We start from the raw sequence: 21,429 nt of genomic DNA on the forward strand, positions 1-21,429 counted from the left end.
TTATTTTTTGCTCTAATCCCTATTTTTGTCGCTTAAACCTTACACTTTTTAATAATGCAAAATTCATGCCAACTAGAAAAACCATAAAAAACAGCGTTTTTTCACTTTTTCCGCAAAATATTTTTGCACTTCAATGCAAAATAATCTTGCTGTGCAAATTTCATTTGCACCTTTGCTTCAATTCCTCTACAATAGCTCTAAGAAAAGAAGAAAAACGGGAGGCATTCATGCATTTAGATCAAATCATTAAAATAGAAGGTTTCCAAACAATCCTCCATTCACTAGTGGACGTAATCGATATCGGGTTACATATAATCGATATAAAAGGGCGGACCATTATATATAACAAGAAAATGGCTGAAATAGAAGGCATGGATTCAGAAGAGGTATTAGGGAAAAAAATTCACGAGATCTTTATATTCAAGGAAGAAACAGAGAGCACATTAATACGGGCGCTTCATTCTGGAAGGAAAACCGAAAACTCGAAGCAGACCTACTTCAATAATCTCGGACAGGAAATTACAACAATCAATAATACGTTTCCTATTTTGGATCAGAATCAAAATATCATTGGAGCCATTGAAGTGGCAAAGGATATAACGAATCTTGAAAGAATCATTAAAGATAATATCTTGAATAAAGGCGATACGAAATATACTTTTGACAGCATCATCGGAACGAGTGAGAATTTCTTGGAAGTCATTGAAAAAAGCAAGCGTTCGACCAGGACGGCATCCTCCATCCTCATCGTCGGGGAGACGGGAACGGGCAAAGAGCTCTTTGCCCAAAGCATCCATAATGGCAGCAGCCGTTCGACACATCCTTTCATCAGCCAAAACTGTGCTGCCCTGCCAGATAGTCTTATTGAAGGAATTCTTTTTGGTACGAAGAAAGGGGCCTTCACCGGCTCGATTGAAAGGCCAGGTTTATTCGAACAGGCACAAGGTGGGACCATCCTTCTTGATGAAATCAATTCCTTAAATCCGAATATGCAGGCGAAATTATTAAGGGCCCTTCAAGAAAGGACGATTCGCCGTGTTGGGGATACAAAAGATAAAAAAATTGACGTAAGAGTCATAGCAACGATAAATGAAGATCCGATAGATGCCATTTCAAATGATCATTTACGAAAGGATTTATATTATCGATTAAGCGTCGTTTCGTTATTCATCCCGCCTCTTCGTGAACGGAAAGAGGATATTCCCTTGCTGGCGCAATCCTTCATCGAGAAATTCAATGCACTGTTCGAATTGAATATTGAAGGAATCAGCGAAGAGGTCTACTCGCTTTTTTATGATTACGACTGGCCCGGGAACGTAAGGGAACTTGAACATATCATTGAGGGGGCCATGAATTTAATGGAACCTGGAGATACAAAGATTGCCATCACCCACCTTCCGACTTTATTTAGGAAGAAAGCCCATTTGGAAGATATTCATCCCGAAAGAAAAGAGAATCATGCAAATGGAGATTTACAGGAGTCGACCTTATCTCTTGATGATTATATCGCCAATACTGAAAAGCAATATTTGGAAAAGATCTTAAAAGAACATGGCATGAATATCTCCCAAGCTGCCAAGGCCTTGAATATCAGCCGCCAAAGCCTTCAATACCGCTTGAAAAAGTATCAGGTCAAATAACATCATTCCCGCACAAAGAAGGCCCCCCATTGATATGGAGGGCCTTCTTCGCCTGCTATTCATTCCACTCGCAATCAGAATGTTTCTGCCGCTTTTGCAACGTTTTCCAAACCATCCGCGATGATTTCTTGTGTCCGATCCGGATACTGATTATGGCCTTCAATGACCACGACCTCCGGATTGTTGATCCCCCACAGGCCAATGATATTTTTCACTAAATTCACGGCCATTTCAGCAGAAGCCATTCCTTCTAATGCATAATCAGAACCGCGGGCATTCAATAGCATGACTTTTTTATCTCCAGCATACCCGACAGGACCTTCCGCCGTATAATTGAACATTTTACCGGCTTGTGCCAAATAGGAAAGATATGTGATTAGCGGTGCAGGAACCGTTGAGTTCCATAGAGGGAAAGCGAATACCACTTTATCCATGGCCAGGAATTGATTTAAATATTGGTCAACCAATTCGGCCGCCTTTTCCTCTTCGGCTGTCAGTTCAAGACCTTGGTTGCGTTTATACAACCCGGTAATCGCCGTATTTCCATAGTAAGGAAGTTTTTCTTTAAATAAATCCAGCTCGGTCACTTCATCCGTACGGTGTGTCTCTTTATATGCATTTAAGAATGTGTCATACATTTTCGAGCTGATAGCCTGTTCTGCTGGACGATCGTTCACTTTTACGAATAATACTTTTGTCATTTTTCCATTCTCCCCTGCCGCGGTTTCTTTATTTCCAAATAATCTACTTAAGAATCCCATTATCCTCACCCTTGCTTTCTGCTTTAAATTCAGACGACTAAATGAATTTCATTGCCTGATGGATCTGTTACAGCGAAATACCCTTCTTTTTCCGTTACGGCAGCCCCGATTCCTTTCAGTTGCTCCGTTACTTTGTTTCTCGCATCTTCATCCGCAAAAACAAGAGTATACCAGTTCAGCCCCACACTATTTTCCTTTGGAGCAGGGGCGCCAACGCCATTCCAAGTGTTCAACCCGATATGATGATGATATCCGCCGGTTGAAGTAAAGAGCGCTCCTCCATATCGATTCACAACGGTAAACCCAAGACCCTGCATGTAAAACTCCTCCGTTTCACGTAAATCCGCTACATGCAGATGTATATGACCCATTAAAGTACCTGCAGGGAGTTTGCTCCACGCACCATCGCTTTCTTCCAGAAGGTCATTCCCATCCAACGGATCCGTGCCCATAGCAACTTCCCCACTGGCCCATCTCCAATCAGTGGATGGCCGGTCAGAGTATACTTCAATGCCATTGCCATCCGGATCGGTAATGTACAGCGCTTCACTCACTTCATGATCCGCCGCTCCAAATGGATATTTCGTTTGAAGTAAATGGCGTAAAAAAATCGATAAGTCGGCACGGCTTGGCAGCAAAAGGGCAAAGTGATATAAGCCCGTCGTCCGCCCTTCTTTCGGAATCACATCCGCAGGCTGCTCAAGTGTCAGCAACGGGGTCTTTCCGTCTGTCGTTAGAACAGCTTGCCGGTCGGTTTTCTTCAATACTTGAAAACCGATGATTTCTTGATAAAACAGAATGGCCTTATTCAAATCCAAAACATTTATACTGACTTCGCCAACAAAAGTTATTGGTTTTTGATGAAAATTTTTATCCATATTGTCACTTCCCTTTTTTATTGATAATCAAATGATCCAAAGAAAGAACCGTGCGGTTTGCACACACTAGATAGACAGACATGGCCAACAGTGCCAAGTCCAGTTCGTAGCCTGCCGCTTGCCCGTTTCCAAGAAAACCGGCAGGTAATTTTGCCGTGAAGATCGCCCCCGCCATAATGACCGCAAATAGGACGGAAACAATTCGTGTTCCCAAACCCAGTATAACCGCAAGTCCTCCGATCAATTCGATTCCTGCAACGATGTACGCCATGAAGCCAGGAATGCCAAGGCTATCGAAAAATCCCGCCGTATTCCCTATTCCTCCTTGAAACTTTGAAACGCCGTGAATGAAAAAAGTAAGACCTAAAATCACCCTTAAAAAAACTTGACCCGCTTCATTTTTATTCATGTATGAATTCTCCTTTTGTTGGTTACTTTATGTAAGTTATTATATTTTAATAAGTTTGTAATGTCAAGTAAGTTTATAGGGATATCTTTTTTCCCTAAATAAAAACGAATTGCCGAAGCAACTCGTTCATTACGATTTAAAAATCAAATAATAACAACCTCATTATTCAAACATCGAAATCAGTTCTTTTGTGTATGAATGGCGATCGCTGCAAAATAGCTGTTCGTTTTCGAAAGAATCCACAATCCCCCCCCCTTTCATCACCATGATCCGTTGGCTCATCTCCTGTACAGCCGACAGGTCATGAGAAATAAAAAGGTAAGAAATGTCCAAAGTCTCCCGCAGCCCGCCTAACAAATTCAGCACCGCCGCTTGTGACAGAACGTCCAGGCTTGAAGCCGGTTCATCCAATATAATGAGGGCCGGTTCAATGCTGATTGCGCGGGCAATGGTCACCCGCTGCTTTTGTCCGCCGCTTAGCTCATGCGGGTAACGTTCAGCAAAACTCTTTGGAAGCTCCACGGTTTCCAGCAGCTGTCCGATAAAGTTCGCTTCACTTGTATACGTAAAATGTTTCAGATTGACCTGGCTGCCAAATTGAAGATATGGATCCATTAGTGAATCTTTTATCCTCAGTTTTGAATTCAAGGCCGATGCAGGATTTTGCAAAACGGCCTGGATGTTCTTGCGATACGGTTTTAAACCGCGTTCGCTTTTGTTTTGCAGCGCGGTTCCTTCAAATAGGATGCTGCCCTGTTCAAAAGATTCAATCTGAAGGATGAGCCTTGCCAATGTGCTTTTTCCGCAGCCGCTCTCTCCCACTAACCCGAGGCATTCCTTCCTTTCGATGCTGAAATTCACGTTCCTTAGTATTTCCACTCCGTTATCATAGCTTTTATGGACATTTCGCACGTCTAATAAAGTCATCCTGACACTCCTTCAAGCTTAAATGGAATTCTGCTCAATGATGGCGATGATTGAATCAGTTTATTCGTATAAGCATGCTGCGGATGATTCAATACCTGATTTTTATCACCGGTCTCAATGATGGCACCGTCTCTCATGACCGCAATGCGATCCGCATACTTCTTGACATGACGTAAATCGTGGGTAATGAACAAGACCGCACATCCGGTTTCTTTTTGGAGCCTTGATAACAGCTGTAAGACCTTAAAGGAAGATACACTGTCCAAGGCTGTGGTCGGTTCATCCGCTATCAATATATCCGGTTCAAGCAGCAGGGCTATCGAAATGGATACGCGCTGAAGCTGCCCACCGCTTAATTGAAAAGGGTATCTGCTATAGATTTCTTCATTCAGGCCAACCGATATGAGCGCCTTTACCGCTTGCTGCCTCCTTGCCTTTTTGGAAAGGTTCAAATGTGTTCGCTGATATTCGTCGAAGTGTTGACCGATAGTAAGGAACGGTGTGAATGAACCCTGGTAATCTTGAAAAATATATGCCAGGCGCTTTCCGCGAATCTTCCTGATTTCAGAGGAAGACAGCGTTAAAAGATTCTTTTCCCCGTACCATATTTCCCCCTTCGCTTGGAGATTGGGTGCAAGCAGCTGACATATTGCCATGGCCGTCATGCTTTTGCCGCTCCCACTTTGTCCGACAAGTGCGAACCACTCACCTTCCTGCACTTCTAATGAAAGATCCTTGACGATATGATTTTGCTTTCCCATGATATGTAGCTGCCTCACGGATAAAATGCTCATGATTCCACCTCCTTTTTCACATCGAATGCATCGCGCAAATAATCACCGAGTATGTTCGATAGAAGGACGACAAATACGATGGCGAGCCCCGGGTAAATCATCAGCAACATATTGGATTGAAAGTATGGACGGGCATCATTCAGCATGGCTCCCCACTCTGGTGCCGGCGGCTGCGCCCCGAGCCCGATATATGATAAGGAAGATATGAGCAAAATGATTTTTCCTAAATCAAGGCTAGCCAATACAAGCACGTTCCCGATAAGGTGCGGAAATAAATGCTTCCGCATAATCCCAAATGAACTTAATCCATTGATTTTAGCAGCTGTGACATAATCCTTCTGACGTTCGGTGATCACCGTACTTCGCACAAGCCGAGCATAATTCACCCATTTCACTAGAACGATCGCCAACAGGAGATTTTCGATTCCCGGTCCTAATAAGCCACTTAGCACAATGGCAACGATCGTATCAGGGAATGCGAGAAATGCGTCTGCAATGCGCATGAAGATCCGATCGATCAGACCTCCTTTAAAACCGGCAATCACCCCGAACGGGACGCCGATGATAACAGCGGCAAACAGAGATAAGAGGCCGCAGCCAACCGTCAGCTTTGCGCCAAGCAGAAGACGTGTCAATACATCACGCCCTAGATGATCCGTCCCTAACGGATGTTCCAAGCTCGCCGGCCATAGCCTTTCTCCGAGATTGACCAGTGCCGGATCATGTTTCAGGATAAGAAAGGTGTAAGCCGCAACGGCAAGGACTGTAGCCATCAGCGTAAAAAGGACGGTCATTCTCCAGCGCCTTTTGGATTTTTTATTGATAACTAACTCCATTTTCCATGCTTCCTTTCCTTCAGTCTTAGCTCCGGATTTAAATAGCGATAAGATAAATCCACGGCACTATTAACCATGAATACAATGATGGCCATGACCAACAGGTACCCTTGGATGACTGGATAATCCCGCGACCGAATCGAGTCCACGACCATCTTGCCTATGCCTGGATAGGCAAAAATCACTTCAATCACCACTACACCGCCGATCAGACTGCCAAGGCTGACACCGAATACGGTAATGACCGGGGGCAAGCTATAACGAAATGCATGGGCAAAGAATATCCGCATTTCCGAAATTCCCCTTGATCCGGCAGCCCTGATGAAATCATGACTGAGGGAATCAATCAAACTCGAACGCAGCAAACGGACGTACACACTTGTTATGGCCAGCCCCAACGTGACTGACGGCAGAATCAAAGAACGAAATCCGTCCCTGCCCATTGTTGGAAGGGCCCCCCATCTAACCGCAAATAAATCTATCAAGAGCAGCGCCAGCCAAAAGCTAGGAATGGCTGCGCCCAACAAAGAAACGGCACGGCTTATCTGATCAATCCAGCTCCCCCTGTACAAAGCAGCAAGCGAACCTAATGGAATGGCTATACCAAGCATCACAAGCAATGCGCCAACCGCCAACTCAAGTGTTGCAGGCAGCCCGCTCATGATCATCTCCATCACAGGCTGATTCGTCAGATAGGAATTGCCGAAATCCAATTGGATAAAGTCCATAAACCAATCGACATACTGGATTAACAGCGGATCATTGAACCCCAATTCTTCACGAAGCTCATTGACTTGCTCGTTTGTGATCGACACATCATCCACTTGAAGTATCGAGAGAACCGGATCCCCTGGAGCAAGCCGAACAAAAAGGAAAGAGATGAATGTAATCACAAGGACAAAAATCACGACCTCAATGAATCGCCGGACTAAGATGCGGAACATTCACTTCACATCCAGTTCATTCGTCAGCATGTAGTATTCGCTTCTCGAAGTGATCCAGTTTTTAACTTTACCGGCATCATAAGCAACAAGTGTATTCGGATGTAAAATGAAAGAATTATACACTTGTTCATCCACATACATCGCAATATCCTCAGCTAAATCCGATCGCTTCTCCTGCTTGACCGTTACGTTCAGCTTATCAATCAGGGACGTCAGGTGATCATCATCGGCCCCACTGAAGTTCAAGGCTCCCTTTGGATGATAAGTAGCATTTAAATAATAACCGGCATCCCCGCGCGGAGCCGTTAAATTGCTGTAGGTCGTTAAATCCCAATCGCGATTGGCAGCCATATACTCTTCAGGAATTTCTATTTGCTTGATTTTCACATCAATCCCCAACTGGCCGGCATCCGATTGAAAAACTTGGGCAATTAACGGCAGGTCGGCACGTGAACTGTATGTAAGAAGTGTAAACGTTAACGGTTTGCCGTCTTTTTGCATGACACCATCCACTTTTTTATATCCCGCCTGATCAAGAAACCCCTTAGCCGCTTCCATTCCATTCTCTTTTTTCGGATAGTCCGGAGCAAAAGAGAAAGTGGATGGAAATGGCCCTGTTGCCACTTCCGCATGACCATGTAAAATCGTATCGGCTATGGATGAACGGTCGATCAAGGCATCTATCGCCTTTCGGACGTGTATGTCCTGCAGTGCTTTACGTTCCAAATTCATCGTCATTTGATGTACGCGGAAAGTGGATGTCGATTCCACCTTCACTCTATCTATCGCCTCTAAATTTTCCAGCCCTTCCACTTCCGGACGGAAAACAATATCGGCGTATCCCGATTCAAGGGCAAGGGACCGTGCATTGGCATCTTCATTAAACGAAAACCTGGCTCTCTCAAGCTTTGCGGCTCCATCCCAGTAAGACTCATACCGTATTAAATCAACAGCCGTACCAGGTATGAATTTCGAAACGGCAAATGGCCCTGTTCCTATCGGCTTGTTTATATAGTCACTTTCCTTCACGTCAATAATCGAAGTATTTGGATGGACCAATTCAGAAGGAAACTCAGGAAATGGAACCTCCGTCTTAATGGTCAGAACATTCCCGTCCGCTTCAATCGATTCAATGCGCAAAGCATTCTTGATCGCCGGACTATCCTTCATCGCCCTCTCCAAGGAAGCCTTCACCGCTTTGCCATCCATTGGCTTTCCATTCTGAAAAGTCACACCCTCCCTTAACTCAAAATTCCATAACTGACCATCCTTACTATCCCAGCTTTTCGCCAGCCAAGGTTCGATAGTCAAATCCTCATCATTGAGATGCACCAATGTCTCAGTGATCCCAGCCCTTAGTGACACATAACTAGTATCAACATTCGGATCAAGCGAGCTAGTCGCAAAATTAAAAAGCAAGTTCACTTCATTCTCCCCTCCCACTTCATCATTCGCAGACTCGGTGGAACAAGCAGCCAAAAGAAAGAATGATAAACATACAATAAAAATCGATTTACTTTTTCTGAACACGATAGATTTCCCCCATTACCTCAACTATTTTTATTGGCTGCTGCAAAATCGTATTGATTACGATTTATATTACAGCTTTGCTTTACTATCATGACAAACCAGGCAACGCATTGCCGAATGCTTATCCGAAATCAAACTATGTAATGCTCCTCGAGAGTAAACATTAATTCACGAGTATTTGTGCCGAATTCACGAGTATTTGCTCCGAACTCACGAGTATTTGCTCCAAACTCACGAGTAAACGCTCCGAACTCACGAGTAAATGCGCCGAACTCACGAGTAAACGCTCCGAACTCACGAGTATTTGCTCCAAACCCGTGAGTAACGGCTCTATATCTCGTGCAAACACGCATAATCTTGAGTAAAATCAACCTACTCCTGTTTGAACACCAATTCACGAGTATTTGTGCCAAACTCACGAGTATTTGCTCCAAACTCACGAGTAAACGCTCCAAACTCACGAGTAAATGCGCCAAACTCACGAGTAAATGCGCCGAACTCACGAGTAAATGCGCCGAACTCACGAGTAAATGCGCCGAACTCACGAGTATTTGCTCCAAACCCGTGAGTAACGGCTCTATATCTCGTTCAAACACGCATAATCTTGAGTAAAATCAAACTACTCCTGTTTGAACACCAATTCACGAGTATTTGTGCCAAACTCACGAGTATTTGTGCCAAACTCACGAGTATTTGCTCCAAACTCACGAGTAAACGCTCCAAACTCACGAGTAAATGCGCCAAACTCACGAGTAAATGCGCCAAACTCACGAGTAAATGCGCCGAACTCACGAGTAAATGCGCCAAATTCACGAGTAAACGCTCCAAACTTACGAGTAAATGCGCCAAATTCACGGGTAAACGCTCCAAACCCGTGAGTAACGGCTCTATATCTCGTGCAATAGCACCCAAAATCTAAAGTAATTGCGCCTAACTCTTGATTTACTGCACCAATCCGCATTTTGTAAAGCCTAATCTCATAAAAAAGCTCCTTTCAAATAAATCAAAATGATTACGATTTATGCTTTAATAAATCCCCTCCTGTCTTGACTGCCTTTCATTATAAAACGTAATGATTACTGTTTACAAGGTTTTTTTGAGTTTTACAGTTTATCGGATGCCAGTTCCTTCTATAATTTGCTTTTTGATTAAGAAAAAACTCCTGAAAAAAGTTTTCAGGAGTTTTCGGCTTTTATTTCAAGTTGTTGTAGTGGTTGATAACTTCTTTGGTTATTTCGCTATTTTCGTCCAATCCGCTAACTTCCTTAAGTGCGGTAGCTATACCGTGTTCTTTGATCATCGTTTGCAGTTTAAGGGCTTCTTCATCTTCGTTAAAATCAAAGAGTAAAGCGGCGGCTATCGCATTCGCCAGATTAGTATAGGAAAGTCCGGCTTTCTTGGCTTCTACGGCAGGGCGCATGAGGCGGTCGTTTGGCCCGAGCTTGCGCAGCGGTGAACGGCCGACTCTATTCACCGAGTCATTCAGGTAGGAGTTTTTAAATCGATTAATGATTTTTTCGATATACTGCTGATGCTCATCTGCGTCCAAACCGTATTGCTTTATTAAATAAGCGCCTGTTTCCCCTAGGGTTTTCTTGACTTGCTCTACAATGCCTGCGTCCTCCAATGATTGGTCAATCGTCGATTTTTTATTTTTGAGATAACCGAGGTAAGCAATGACGGCATGTCCTGTATTAACGGTGAACAATTTTCTTTCAATGAATGGAGCGAGTTCTTTTACAATGGTCATCCCTTCAACGGCAGGAATGCTTTCATTCGTTTCAACCACCCATTCATAATAAGGTTCCACCAAAACATCGAGTGATCCTTCGTTATTTTGGATAGGAACGATGCGATCGACTGCTGAGTTAAAGAAGTATACTTTATCGGCTAGTTTTTCTTTTGTATCTTGATCCAATTTTTCTAGAATGTAGCCTTCTAAAAGGTCTGTTGCCGATATTTGGTTTTCACAAGCGATCACATATAGTTTTTCATCGGTTACCTTCACCCTTGAGGCTAATCCTTTTGCAATTAAAGGAGCGATATGAGGCAAAATATTGGGACCGATAGCAGTAGTGAGATAGGTTGCTTCGGAAATTGCTTTTATGATTTCCTCTTCCTGCTTTAAGCTGTTTAAACCCGAAACATTTTCTACTGTTACGGATTCTTGTTGATCAGTAGCCAGTTTGACTTGATATTGCTTTTTATCATTTAACTGATCGATGATTTGATCGGCTATGTCCACAAAAGTCACATGATATCCAGATTGTGAAAAGAGTGCTCCGATAAATCCTCGTCCAATGTTTCCTGCACCGAAATGTACTGCTTGTTTCATTACAATCATCCCTTTATCAAGTTAGTATATAAATAGTCCAAAAATATGGCTTCCAGCCTTCTATTAATCATTCCCTCGTCCGAAGATGAAAAAATCATGATGGATTCATTGCTTTCAATTAAGCTTGAGCTTATTAAGCTGACGATTTCCTGCTGCTTCACACTCAATTCTTCAGGTGCCAGCATCAGCAGTAAATTTTTCATATGGACTTCATTTCCATCCATACCTTTGACCAGTCGATATTCCTCCAGGTGGGCCACCTGGAATATCAGTTCTTTCACATTCTTGTGTCTCGTATGGAAAAGGCCCATTCCAGTGCCAGGAATGCCTAAACCACCTTTTTTTTCCCGTTCGTTCAAGGATTCGATTACATCATCCGCACCCATTAGCAGTGATTCATTTTCAGCCATCCTGACCATTTCTTCAATGATTTCTGGATGTCCTTTCAGATGCGGCAGCCGATAAAACCGGAAATTATCCATGATTGACTCGATGCTCTGCTGGGCATCTTTCAATTCCTGCAGCACTTCTTTCAATTCGTCATCCTTTTTTTTGGTCAGAGTATCCTTATGGGCTGAATGACTGCCATATCGCTTATTCTTTGTGAAGTTTTCGATATTCTTCCTTAAATAATTCCTGATGTTCCATATATTCTCTTCACTCAAAAGAGGGGATACAAGAATATAATCACTATCGATATACGGAAGCCGGACGGTAGAAATGATCACATCATAGTTTTTCAGACTGCCCTGCTGCTGGATGTCTTTGATCGTCTTGATTTCTACAGTCTCGATTTCAATGATTTCTTTTTTGATCCGGCTTGCAAGCATCTTCGACGTGCCGATACCTGTCGGGCAAACGATGAGTGCCCTTATTGATATTTCTTCCTCCCGCAGCACTAATGCAGATCCGAAATGTAGGACGATGAAGGCTATTTCATCTTCAGGAAATTCTTTTATTTCTTTGAATCCCTTTTCCAGACTGGTCTTTACTGCCAAAAAGAGAACCGGATACTTTCGTTTAATATCTTCGGTTAAGGGGTTGTACAATCCCATTTCCTGTTTGATCCGGAAAAGCGATGGTTCCATATGGGCAAGGAGCCCTTGATACAATGGGAAATCCTTGGTCAAATCGATTTGCAGTTGTGCCGAAACATCTTTTATCAGGTTTCTTATCAGTTGGCCAAGCAACACACTGTCATATGGAACGGCATCCGCCGCATGAAGCTTGGAACCTTTAAGGATGGCTGCCAGGTAGCTTATATCATCGATGGTAAAAGAGACTTCCAGCATGGTACTGAGTTCCTTGCCTATTTTATTCATGAGATTATTCTCATCGGAAAGTTCGCTTATTTTCTTGAAGTCCTTCTCCAAAAAAAATTGGCTTTCATTCCTTTGCAGGGTTACATAAATATGTACAATTAACCCTATATACCCGCTATCCGCCAATCGGGAATGGACACTGTTAAAAGTGGAAAACAGCACCCCATCGATAGCCAGAAGATATTCGGGATCGAAATAGTCGAGGATTTTCGCTTCTGGGAATTTTCCTTCTTGCAACAAAAATAAACTTTCAATCAGTTCTTCATTAAAAAAGTGCAAGAAATAGGCGGCCTGGGCTTTCCGTTTATTTTCTTCAGTGCCGGCAAGCTCTATTCCGACTCCCCTTTTTCTGGTAATCACGATATTAAAATTCTTTAACCATTCAGTCAGTTCGTCCAAATAGGTTGTAAGAGTCGTAATGCTTATACCGAGATCCCCCGCAAGAACTTGAGTTTTATATGATTCTTCCTGCAGCAAAGCTAAAAGGAGATGCAACTTTCTTTCTTGTGGCGTTTGATCGATTGGATGATTGCCCATCAGGTGCTGTACAAGCCGAAAGACTTGTTCATTCTTCCCGTCGATGGTCAGTCCTTCATGTGTATTGCGCGTTAAATGCAACTCAAATGATTGAAGAATCTTTTCTATGGACTTCAGATCACGTTGAACAGTCCGGACACTGACATTCAATTGTGTCGCAATGGATAAGGCTGTATGTTTCCCAGAAGTTTTTATGATCAATTCTATGATTGATTTTTCCCTTGAAGTAATATACATGCTACCAACTCATTTCAGGTGGAGTAACACGAGAAAATACTGAATAGAAAAGCGTAAAACGCTTTTCTATTCTTGGTTAAGTGTATTTAATTATTTCCGACATTTATAATATCCATCAATTCCCTGGCTGATGTCGCTTTAACCATCTTTTCGATATTCTCCATCTCAGAGCAGGTAACCGCAATGCCAGATAGAATTTCAAGATGTGTCCCGTCCTTGCCGGCGATGCCGAATATCAATCGTGCCTTTTGGCCGTCAAAGTCGACACCATCAGGAATTTGTAAAACGGTAAATCCGGATTTAAGGACATCTTTCTTAGCTTCCTCGGTTCCGTGCGGAATGGCTACATCATTCCCCATATAGGTTGAAGTCAATTCATCACGGGCAATCATTGCTTCAATATAGCTTTCCTTAACATAACCCGCATTGACCAAAGCTCTTCCCGCAAAGCGGATCGCTTCTTCCTTATTGGCGAATTGTTGATTAAGGAAGATATTTTCTTCGCAAAGCAATTCATTATCATCCTGATCATCATCGTTGATGCCAGGCTCGATTGAATGTTCACGAACACCGGGAACCTTCTCTTCAGCATCTTCGACGATTTCATGCAGCTCGTCAAGGCCATCATCCTGAAGCCGTGCAAGCAATGAATCGTATTCAGGGCTCGATAGGAAATTATCGACGGATACATGATAAGCATTCGGCACTTTATTCTGTGCCCTTGGAGTTAACTCTTCCTGTGTTATGACGATTTGTGCATCAGCAGGAATGTTCGAAATCGCCGTATTGGTCACGGTGATATTCAATCCGGCTTCCTTCACCTTCTTGCGAAGCAGCGAAGCTCCCATCGCACTTGATCCCATCCCGGCATCGCAGGCAAATATTATTTTGCTGACGTTTGTTGGCATCGTTCCCGGATCTGAAGCGAATACATCGGCAACAGAGCTTTTCTTGCCTTTCATTTCTTGCATTTTTTTCGCGGCATCTTCAATATTCTCTTCAGATTGCTTTCCTGTTTTCAGGATGAATGCACCGACGATGAATGAAACAAGGGCGGCAACGATCACGCCTGCAAAGTTAGCAATATATGCGCCCGCATTATGCGGAGTTACTGCTGTAATGGCAAGTATGCTGCCTGGAGAAGCAGGAGCGAACAATCCTCCGCCTAGTAGGACCAATGTGAAAACTCCACTCATGCCTCCAAGAATGACGGCTATGAATAACATCGGCTTCATTAGGATATAAGGGAAGTAAATTTCATGGATCCCGCCGAAGAAATGAATGATGGCAGCTCCTGGAGCCGATTTCTTCGCCGTTCCCTTTCCAAAAAAGCAATAGGCAAGCAATACGCCGATACCCGGTCCAGGATTCGATTCCAGTAGGAACAGGATTGAAGCCCCTGTTTGTTTAACTTGCTCTACACCGATTGGTGATAGTACACCATGATTGATGGCATTGTTCAAGAACAATACCTTGGCAGGCTCGATCAGGATACTTGTCAATGGCAGTAAACCTGTACCGACAAGCCAATCGACTCCTGCTACAAGCCAGCCTGTAAATACGTCTACAGCAGGCCCGATGGCCAAGAAGGATAGAATGGACAATAAGCCGCCAATTATCCCCGCTGAGAAATTATTAACAAGCATTTCAAAACCGGCCTTTATTTTCCCTTCAATCAATTGGTCGAATTTCTTGATGACATAACCGCCGAACGGTCCCATTATCATGGCGCCAAGGAACATCGGGATATCAGATCCGACGATGACGCCCATTGTCGCAATGGCACCGACTACGCCGCCACGGTGGTCATGGATTAGCTTACCACCCGTATACCCAATTAAAAGCGGCAGTAAAAACGTAACCATCGGTGTAACCATTTTGGCAAGGCTTTCATTTGGCAGGAAACCAGATGGTATGAATAGGGCAGTGATTAGCCCCCATGCTATGAAAGCTGATATATTCGGCATGACCATTGAGCTTAGAAAGTTACCGAACTTTTGAACTGCAACTTTTATATTAAAGTGAGCCATTTTGCACTCTTCCCTTCAAATTAATATAGTTTCCTTTAATCTTAAGGTACGTACCTTCCGCATTCAATAAAAGTAAAAGCTAACTTTGTCGCGAAAGAGAAGACAAACATAATGTATCTCACTTTTCCAGATTTATTCAGCGCTTGATACAGACAGTAAAGAGTCCCGTTCGCATCTTGACGAACGGGACTCTTTAGAACTTTATAGTGGGATGATTCCCAATAGGACACATACCACTATCATGACAAGCGTCGATCCGCATGCCCATTTCAGGAAGGTACGCTGCAATGCACCGAAATCTTCCCCTACCATTCCAACCAATAGATAGGTAGATGGAACAAGCGGGCTTAATAGATGGACGGGCAACCCTAATAGTGAAGCTCTGCCGATCATGGCAGGGTCAATTCCATAAGCAGCTCCCGCTTTAGCAAGCAATGGGAGCACACCATAATAAAATGCATCATTAGACATGAAGAACGTAAAAGGTGCTGAGATGATGGCTGTGATGACAGCAAAATGTCCGCCCATTTGATCTGGAATATGCTGAATCAAAGAGTTTGCCATGGCATCGACCATTTCCGTACCGGCAAGGATTCCAGTGAAGACACCTGCTGCAAAAATCATCGAAATTACAGATAAAGCATTGTCCGCATAGTTTGCCACACGCTCTTTTTGATCACTGAGTTTCGGATAATTAACCGTAATGGCAATCGCAAAACCTATCATGAACAGAACCGCTGAAGGCATAAGTTCCATAATCAGCGCCACCAGCAATGTAAGAGTCAATGCGTAATTGAATATTATCAATTTAGGACGCTTAAGATAAGCATCTTCCGTTGCAGCCGCTTGCTGTGCCATAACATGATAATCGACTTCTATGATCCCGATTCTTTTTCTTTCTTTTTTACCCAGGCAATATGCCATGAAAAGGACGAATAGGACCCCGCCGATCATCGCTGGAATGACAGGAGTGAAAACATCAGACATTTCAAGTTTTAAAGCGGTCATCACCCGTGCTGTAGGGCCTCCCCAAGGAAGAAGGTTCATGACTCCAGAGGACGAAACGGCAATACCGGCCAATACAAGCGGTCTCATACCAATCCGTTTATATAGCGGAAGCATGGCTGAAATCGTTATCATATATGTGGTTGTACCATCTCCATCCAAGGAAATCAGCAAAGCCAGGACGGCAGTGCCGATGGCAATTTTCACTGGATCTCCTTTTACAACCTTAAGTATCGTATTGATGATTGGATCAAAAACGCCAGCATCGATCAAAATGCCAAAGAAAAGGATTGCAAATAAAATCATGATTCCCGTTGGCGCAACGTCCTTGATCCCTTCCAGCGCCATCTCACCCATTTTACCGCCAAACCCGCCAATAAGCGCAAAGGCACTTGGTACTGCAATCAAAGCTATCATGGCTGAAAGTCGCCTTGTCATAATTAAAATCATAAACGCTACTATCATCAAGTATCCTAATAAAGCGAGCATATCAATCACTCCTTATCTTCTAATAAGGTAAATTGTATATGAAATCGCTTCATTTGTAAGCGTTCTCAATTTATTGTTTTTTAAAACTATTTTGTTATTTTTGTTCATTGTGTTCACGGAAGCGACTTTTTGTGGCTGAACCGGCGCCACTCCCCGGGTTGAATGGCGGGTTCTTTAAGAGAATGATTGCAATTATTAAGAAAACTTTGACTATATCTTTATCGCTGGAAAAGGCATGCCACTGTGCATTTATTCTTCAAAAGATAGATTTGCCGGTCCATCCAAAAGGTCACAGCCGTATTCTATATTGGTCGTTGGTATAGCTTTACTGACTTCCTCGAATTCCAGTTCATCGATCCATACTTTGCCACGCCCTGAAAGAAGGACCCCGAATGAAATGATGGCACTGTTTTCGGGTACATCCAAGACAATATAATAATGGTTCCATTCCGTATCGTTAACGATGGGCCGATTCCCCATATTGTCGAATTGCAAAACATCATGAAGGGCATTATCCACCCTCATCCATAAGCCACAAAATCCATCAACATCTTTTGATTTTAAAAAACCCGACAGTTTCATTCTTTTACCAAGGTAATTTTCCGCCTTGAATTGTTGCATCATCGTTGCAAATTCCTCCTTGGATTCCGCAGTGGCGGATTTCAGGAAACCTGATGCCCGGCCTTTATGGAATGTCTCCCGGTCAATTCCCATTTTATAATTGAATGGATGACTCCCGCTTACATTCCATCCTTTTAATAATTGTTCGTTTTTCATCGTCATTTCCTCCTTTTGCAAGGTTAATTTACTTACGAGTTTCCGATATTGCCCTGGCGGCAGTTCATAATATTTCTTAAATGAACGAGTAAAGGATTCTTGTGTTTCAAAGCGGTAATAAAAAGCAATGTCGATTATTTTTTCATCTGTATAAAGCAGCATGTTTGCTGCATTGGCGATCCTTCGATATCGAATATATTCTGATACGGTCACGCCAACCTCCTTGAGAAAAATACGATGATAATGAAATTTCGAAAAACCTGCGAATCGTGCGATGTTCTCCAAGGATAATTCCTCTTGTAAGCTATTCTCTATATATTCAATCGTTTTTTGGATGATGGGACTGTATCTCATTTCCGAGCCTCCTTAAGAATAAGATAACAGATTAAAACATCGTTTTTTTTACATATATTGCTTTTTTTTAAAATCTTTCAATCCTCGCATGCATAAAAAAAACACCTCCAATCTTGAAGGTGTTTCACACTTAATTCTATTGAATTTTATAATATCTTCGCTCAGGTCTTCCCACTACCCCGTATACGACTTCCGCTTTACATTTCTTTACGGATATCAAATATTCCAGGTAGCGTCTCGCGGTTGTCCTGGAAGCGCCGATCTGGCCGCTCACTTGCTCAGCCGATAAACCGATATCGCTTGCTTTGAGTACCTCGATCACTTTCGCCAACGTGATTTCGTCGACCCCTTTCGGTAAGGCCGGCCCATCGTTCGTTTCCGAAACCGCAGATCCCTTTTTCAAAATGAGATCAACAAAATCCTGATCTATCTCTTGTTTGGATTTCATCAGATGGACTTTCTTCAAATACTCTTCGATAACTTGGTTGAAACGTTTCATTTCCACTGGTTTAATTAAATAATTCTCAACACCATAGTGAAGCGCCTTTTCAAGTTGTTCTTTATCCGTTGCTGCGGTAATCATGATGATATCCACATTCGGGAACATTTTCCGTATGTCCGGAAGGAGGTCTGTACCAAGTTGATCTGGCATATAAACATCAAGCAAAAGCAGATCCGGGCTTTTTTGCTCCAAGATCCGAAGCGTTTTTTTGGCATTGCCGGCTTTTCCGACCACTTCTATTTCATCAAAGTTTTTTAAGAACTTTTCATGGATATCCGCTACACGAAAATCATCTTCTGCGATGACTGCTCTTATCTTCAGCATTTTTTCCCTCCTCACTGTTTTTTAGGAAGATACACGGTGAATATGGTGTTTCCATCCTCGCTGTAAACTTCGATGATGCCGCCCAGCTCTTTAACGACATGATCAGCATTCGAAAGTCCATAACCACTCGGACTTCCGCTGTTTTTCGAAGTGAAACCCCGATCGAAAATATGGGCGATGGCATCCTCAGGTATTCCTTTTCCGTTATCACTCACTTCAAATACCATATCATTTCCGATATCCGTGGCGAAAAATTTCACGAGCGGCTCTTCCATGCTTGAAACCGCTTCAAGTGCATTATCGATAATGTTGCCTAGAATCAATGTTAGTTGTGATAATTTTATATGATCCGGCAGTTTCTCTAGGTAACTTTGTGCGTCTATTTCAAAGAAGATCTTCTTCTCAGATGCTTTTCCTATCTTTCCAAGTAAAAGGGCTTGTACCTTTGTATCCTTTATCTGTTCGAACACGACACGGTTCAGGGAATGCAATTCGGATGTTTCGCTTTGAATCATATCTATTGCTTCATCATATTCGCCTAATTGTATCAAACCTGAAAGGACATATAGTTTATTGGTGAACTCATGGGTTTGTGCCCTTAAATCCTCTGAATGCATCTTCACTTCCGATAATGTGTTGACCATTTCCTCAATTTCCGTTCGATCACGGAACGAAGCGACAACACCGCTTACCCCTTCACTATCGAAGATTGGCGTACAATTGACGATAACGGATTTGTCTTTCCATGAAATCTCCTTATCCACCTGCGGTTCACCGGACTTCAGCACTTCGAATAAATATTTCGTAGGAAATAGGCCATCCACATTCAAATGGCGAACGGACTCTTGAATATCCAGCAATTTTTTTGCCGGCTGATTCATCGAGGTAATCAACCCATTTTGGTCAATGGCCAGAATCCCTTCTTTCACCGATTGAAGCACTGCATTTTTTTCTTTATATAAATTGGCGATTTCAAATGGTTCCAGCCCCAATGTATCTTTACGTATGCTCCTTGCCAGCATATAACTGCCAATGATCGATATCATGATGGCCACTAAAGATACAATCATCTCTTTGGACAAGTCCTTGAAAATTTGGGCGCGGACATCGTCGACTAAAAAACCGACGGAGACGATTCCAATTATTCTTCCATCAGCATCGAATACCGGTGACTTCCCCCGAATGGAAAGACCGAGTGATCCTGCCGCTTCGGAGACATAATATTCACCTTCCTGAATGGCTCTGGCATTATCCCCGCCTTCCATCCTCTTCCCAATTTCGGAAGCAAGCGGATGGGAATAGCGAATTCCCTCTTTATTCCCGACAACGATGAACTCAGCCCCTGTTTCCCTGCGGATCTTTTCGGCAATCGGCTGAATTGTGCCAGCGGGATCATCCGTTTCAAAGGCTTCTATAACTGTAGGCATGAAGCTAATCGTCTTTGAAAGTTCCAACGCCAAATGACCTTTATCCTTCGCTATTTGCCTTCCTTCCATATAGGAAAAAGTAGTCGTCAATAAAATAATCAAAAACAGGCTCAACGATAAGACTAACCCGAGAATCTTGGTTTCCAGCGATACTTTCCTCATAATTCAACAGCATCCTCTATTTTCATTTTCATTCACTAAATTTTATAGGAGCATAATGATTTTACCATTTCTATTAAATATTGAACATTGTTGGCCGTTTATTTCGCCACATTGAAAAATGAAAGGATTTAAATAACAAAATAAGGGGTAATTTATCAAAAAAAAAAGGGAGTGCGAAATGAATTTCTTGAATCCTTTTCAAATGACTTATATGATCATCATCACCCTTTTGCTTATTAATGATTTTTTTCCAGTCAGTTTTCAATCTCATAAATTTCACCCGAGGTATTTCTTGGAGTTATGATCGGTTTATTTCTCAGTGTCCTATTTAAGAAAGATGGTCACGCCGATCATGATGTGAGGATCAAGGCGCAGCTGTTTTACACACTGAATCTCCTTTCCCTAGTCGGAGTGTTGACCGCTTTAGGGGGTCGAGCAACGATAGGCATTTCCTACCATACCTTTTCGTATTGGAAGAAAGCAAAACAATCGGAAACATAAAATGCTCAAAGGAAACATCTCCTTTGAGCATTTTTTCAAAAACAGCTAAATGAATTGATTTGTCTTGTATCAATACCAAAAATCGTCCAGAACCTGCCATTCCACCTGAAGCCGGCAACAGAACGCGGACCGACGAAAATGGGGTAATACCAGAAACGCGCACCATTGTTTAGCCATATAAAAGTATTCCTGAACATGCAAAACGAAATGGCACCTGGATCTACGGCAAATGTTGAAGCCGTTTGCTGTTGGGGGATAAACGCTGGCGGGGGAGCTGTTGGTGCTTGCGAACTCGGCGGTGGTCCTGGTTGACCTGGAAATTGAGGTAAACCAGGTATGCCGGGAAACTGCCGTTCAAGAAAAATTGGATCTTCATAATGATACGTTGGGTACATATACATGATCATTCACCTCTATAAGATTGAATGTAATACGTTATGATATATGGACTCAAGGTGTTTGGGCTGGAAATGCAATTTATCTCTGAATATAGAAATATATCGACACATTCTACTGTTTTATCTCCGAATATTAGAGATATATCGACGTAATATATAGGTTTATCTCCGAATTTAGTGATATATCGACGTAATATATAGGTTTATCTCCGGATTTAGAGATATATCGACACATTCTACTGTTTTATCTCCGAATATTAGAGATATATCGACGTATTCTACTGTTTTATCTCCGAAGTTAGAGATATAT

Annotated in this window: 20 protein-coding genes; 2 read left to right on the forward strand and 18 right to left on the reverse strand. The window is 42.7% G+C overall.

Translation table 11 applies throughout. The features are described from left to right. The first annotated feature begins 227 nt into the window (after positions 1-227). Positions 228-1,640: a sigma-54 interaction domain-containing protein gene (locus ACFX4I_RS22725; protein ID WP_230300786.1), complete on the forward strand. Its 1,413-nt coding sequence runs from the start codon at positions 228-230 to the stop codon at positions 1,638-1,640. Between the two features lie 74 nt (positions 1,641-1,714). Here the strand turns inward: ACFX4I_RS22725 and ACFX4I_RS22730 are convergent, their stop codons facing one another. From ACFX4I_RS22730 to ACFX4I_RS22810, 17 genes are all read right to left on the reverse strand, one after another. Next, positions 1,715-2,401 (reverse strand): FMN-dependent NADH-azoreductase, encoded by a 687-nt coding sequence (locus ACFX4I_RS22730; protein ID WP_377423167.1) that lies wholly within the window; start codon positions 2,399-2,401, stop codon positions 1,715-1,717. 29 nt (positions 2,402-2,430) lie between these two features. Beyond that, positions 2,431-3,279 carry a VOC family protein gene (locus ACFX4I_RS22735; protein ID WP_377423169.1) on the reverse strand — a complete coding sequence of 283 codons (849 nt, stop codon included), beginning with the start codon at positions 3,277-3,279 and terminating at the stop codon, positions 2,431-2,433. A 4-nt stretch (positions 3,280-3,283) separates the two neighbouring features. Next, positions 3,284-3,688 (reverse strand): DoxX family protein, encoded by a 405-nt coding sequence (locus ACFX4I_RS22740; RefSeq protein ID WP_377423171.1) that lies wholly within the window; start codon positions 3,686-3,688, stop codon positions 3,284-3,286. 162 nt (positions 3,689-3,850) lie between these two features. Beyond that, positions 3,851-4,615: an ABC transporter ATP-binding protein gene (locus ACFX4I_RS22745; protein ID WP_377423173.1), complete on the reverse strand. Its 765-nt coding sequence runs from the start codon at positions 4,613-4,615 to the stop codon at positions 3,851-3,853. Continuing rightward, positions 4,612-5,409, reverse strand: a complete 798-nt coding sequence (locus ACFX4I_RS22750) for an ABC transporter ATP-binding protein (RefSeq protein ID WP_377423175.1) — start codon at positions 5,407-5,409, stop codon at positions 4,612-4,614. The genes ACFX4I_RS22745 and ACFX4I_RS22750 overlap by 4 nt, the downstream gene beginning before the upstream one ends. Further along, the gene (nikC, locus tag ACFX4I_RS22755; RefSeq protein ID WP_377423178.1) at positions 5,406-6,245 is read right to left on the reverse strand and encodes a nickel transporter permease; all 840 of its coding nucleotides are present in this window, start codon (positions 6,243-6,245) and stop codon (positions 5,406-5,408) included. Before nikC ends, ACFX4I_RS22750 begins: the two co-directional genes overlap by 4 nt. After that, positions 6,236-7,189, reverse strand: a complete 954-nt coding sequence (gene nikB / locus ACFX4I_RS22760; protein WP_377423181.1) for a nickel ABC transporter permease — start codon at positions 7,187-7,189, stop codon at positions 6,236-6,238. Before nikB ends, nikC begins: the two co-directional genes overlap by 10 nt. Then, entirely contained in the window at positions 7,190-8,719 is a 1,530-nt protein-coding gene (gene nikA / locus ACFX4I_RS22765; RefSeq protein WP_377423183.1) for a nickel ABC transporter substrate-binding protein, read from the reverse strand. 131 nt (positions 8,720-8,850) lie between these two features. Next, the gene (locus tag ACFX4I_RS22770) at positions 8,851-9,264 is read right to left on the reverse strand and encodes a hypothetical protein (RefSeq protein ID WP_377423186.1); all 414 of its coding nucleotides are present in this window, start codon (positions 9,262-9,264) and stop codon (positions 8,851-8,853) included. 74 nt (positions 9,265-9,338) lie between these two features. Further along, a complete protein-coding gene (locus ACFX4I_RS22775) occupies positions 9,339-9,680 on the reverse strand; it encodes a hypothetical protein (RefSeq protein ID WP_377423188.1) in 342 nt (113 codons plus the stop codon). A 231-nt stretch (positions 9,681-9,911) separates the two neighbouring features. Beyond that, entirely contained in the window at positions 9,912-11,054 is a 1,143-nt protein-coding gene (locus ACFX4I_RS22780) for a mannitol-1-phosphate 5-dehydrogenase (RefSeq protein ID WP_377423190.1), read from the reverse strand. Positions 11,055-11,059: 5 nt separating this feature from the next. Then, a complete protein-coding gene (locus ACFX4I_RS22785) occupies positions 11,060-13,150 on the reverse strand; it encodes a BglG family transcription antiterminator (RefSeq protein ID WP_377423192.1) in 2,091 nt (696 codons plus the stop codon). An 86-nt stretch (positions 13,151-13,236) separates the two neighbouring features. Beyond that, positions 13,237-15,180, reverse strand: coding sequence for a PTS mannitol transporter subunit IICBA (locus tag ACFX4I_RS22790; protein WP_377423195.1), 1,944 nt, complete (start codon positions 15,178-15,180; stop codon positions 13,237-13,239). Between the two features lie 201 nt (positions 15,181-15,381). Next, the gene (locus ACFX4I_RS22795; RefSeq protein WP_230302372.1) at positions 15,382-16,674 is read right to left on the reverse strand and encodes a CitMHS family transporter; all 1,293 of its coding nucleotides are present in this window, start codon (positions 16,672-16,674) and stop codon (positions 15,382-15,384) included. Between the two features lie 249 nt (positions 16,675-16,923). Further along, positions 16,924-17,805 carry a helix-turn-helix transcriptional regulator gene (locus ACFX4I_RS22800; RefSeq protein WP_377423198.1) on the reverse strand — a complete coding sequence of 294 codons (882 nt, stop codon included), beginning with the start codon at positions 17,803-17,805 and terminating at the stop codon, positions 16,924-16,926. Positions 17,806-17,941: 136 nt separating this feature from the next. Beyond that, positions 17,942-18,631: a response regulator gene (locus tag ACFX4I_RS22805; protein WP_230302374.1), complete on the reverse strand. Its 690-nt coding sequence runs from the start codon at positions 18,629-18,631 to the stop codon at positions 17,942-17,944. Between the two features lie 11 nt (positions 18,632-18,642). After that, entirely contained in the window at positions 18,643-20,220 is a 1,578-nt protein-coding gene (locus ACFX4I_RS22810; RefSeq protein ID WP_377423200.1) for an ATP-binding protein, read from the reverse strand. 300 nt (positions 20,221-20,520) lie between these two features. Here ACFX4I_RS22810 and ACFX4I_RS22815 point away from each other — a divergent pair, with 300 nt between their 5' ends. Then, positions 20,521-20,721 carry a hypothetical protein gene (locus ACFX4I_RS22815; RefSeq protein WP_230302376.1) on the forward strand — a complete coding sequence of 67 codons (201 nt, stop codon included), beginning with the start codon at positions 20,521-20,523 and terminating at the stop codon, positions 20,719-20,721. A 35-nt stretch (positions 20,722-20,756) separates the two neighbouring features. Here the strand turns inward: ACFX4I_RS22815 and ACFX4I_RS22820 are convergent, their stop codons facing one another. After that, positions 20,757-21,122: a collagen-like protein gene (locus tag ACFX4I_RS22820; RefSeq protein WP_377423202.1), complete on the reverse strand. Its 366-nt coding sequence runs from the start codon at positions 21,120-21,122 to the stop codon at positions 20,757-20,759. Between the last annotated feature and the right edge of the window lie 307 nt (positions 21,123-21,429).

Source organism: Peribacillus sp. YIM B13472 (genome assembly GCF_042788005.1).
GTDB classification, from domain to species: Bacteria; Bacillota; Bacilli; order Bacillales; family DSM-1321; genus Peribacillus; species Peribacillus simplex_E.

Bases quoted from the DNA above. Each gene is read 5' to 3' on its own strand.
- ACFX4I_RS22800 (WP_377423198.1), bottom strand. From the start codon at position 17,805: ATGAGATACAGTCCCATCATCCAAAAAACGATTGAATATATAGAGAAT.
- ACFX4I_RS22820 (WP_377423202.1), bottom strand. From the start codon at position 21,122: ATGTATATGTACCCAACGTATCATTATGAAGATCCAATTTTTCTTGAA.
- ACFX4I_RS22725 (WP_230300786.1), top strand. From the start codon at position 228: ATGCATTTAGATCAAATCATTAAAATAGAAGGTTTCCAAACAATCCTC.
- ACFX4I_RS22780 (WP_377423190.1), bottom strand. From the start codon at position 11,054: ATGAAACAAGCAGTACATTTCGGTGCAGGAAACATTGGACGAGGATTT.
- ACFX4I_RS22735 (WP_377423169.1), bottom strand. From the start codon at position 3,279: ATGGATAAAAATTTTCATCAAAAACCAATAACTTTTGTTGGCGAAGTC.
- ACFX4I_RS22730 (WP_377423167.1), bottom strand. From the start codon at position 2,401: ATGGGATTCTTAAGTAGATTATTTGGAAATAAAGAAACCGCGGCAGGG.
- ACFX4I_RS22745 (WP_377423173.1), bottom strand. From the start codon at position 4,615: ATGACTTTATTAGACGTGCGAAATGTCCATAAAAGCTATGATAACGGA.
- ACFX4I_RS22790 (WP_377423195.1), bottom strand. From the start codon at position 15,180: ATGGCTCACTTTAATATAAAAGTTGCAGTTCAAAAGTTCGGTAACTTT.
- ACFX4I_RS22795 (WP_230302372.1), bottom strand. From the start codon at position 16,674: ATGCTCGCTTTATTAGGATACTTGATGATAGTAGCGTTTATGATTTTA.
- nikB (WP_377423181.1), bottom strand. From the start codon at position 7,189: ATGTTCCGCATCTTAGTCCGGCGATTCATTGAGGTCGTGATTTTTGTC.
- ACFX4I_RS22815 (WP_230302376.1), top strand. From the start codon at position 20,521: ATGATCGGTTTATTTCTCAGTGTCCTATTTAAGAAAGATGGTCACGCC.
- ACFX4I_RS22750 (WP_377423175.1), bottom strand. From the start codon at position 5,409: ATGAGCATTTTATCCGTGAGGCAGCTACATATCATGGGAAAGCAAAAT.
- ACFX4I_RS22740 (WP_377423171.1), bottom strand. From the start codon at position 3,688: ATGAATAAAAATGAAGCGGGTCAAGTTTTTTTAAGGGTGATTTTAGGT.
- ACFX4I_RS22775 (WP_377423188.1), bottom strand. From the start codon at position 9,680: ATGCGGATTGGTGCAGTAAATCAAGAGTTAGGCGCAATTACTTTAGAT.
- ACFX4I_RS22805 (WP_230302374.1), bottom strand. From the start codon at position 18,631: ATGCTGAAGATAAGAGCAGTCATCGCAGAAGATGATTTTCGTGTAGCG.
- ACFX4I_RS22785 (WP_377423192.1), bottom strand. From the start codon at position 13,150: ATGTATATTACTTCAAGGGAAAAATCAATCATAGAATTGATCATAAAA.
- nikC (WP_377423178.1), bottom strand. From the start codon at position 6,245: ATGGAGTTAGTTATCAATAAAAAATCCAAAAGGCGCTGGAGAATGACC.
- ACFX4I_RS22810 (WP_377423200.1), bottom strand. From the start codon at position 20,220: ATGAGGAAAGTATCGCTGGAAACCAAGATTCTCGGGTTAGTCTTATCG.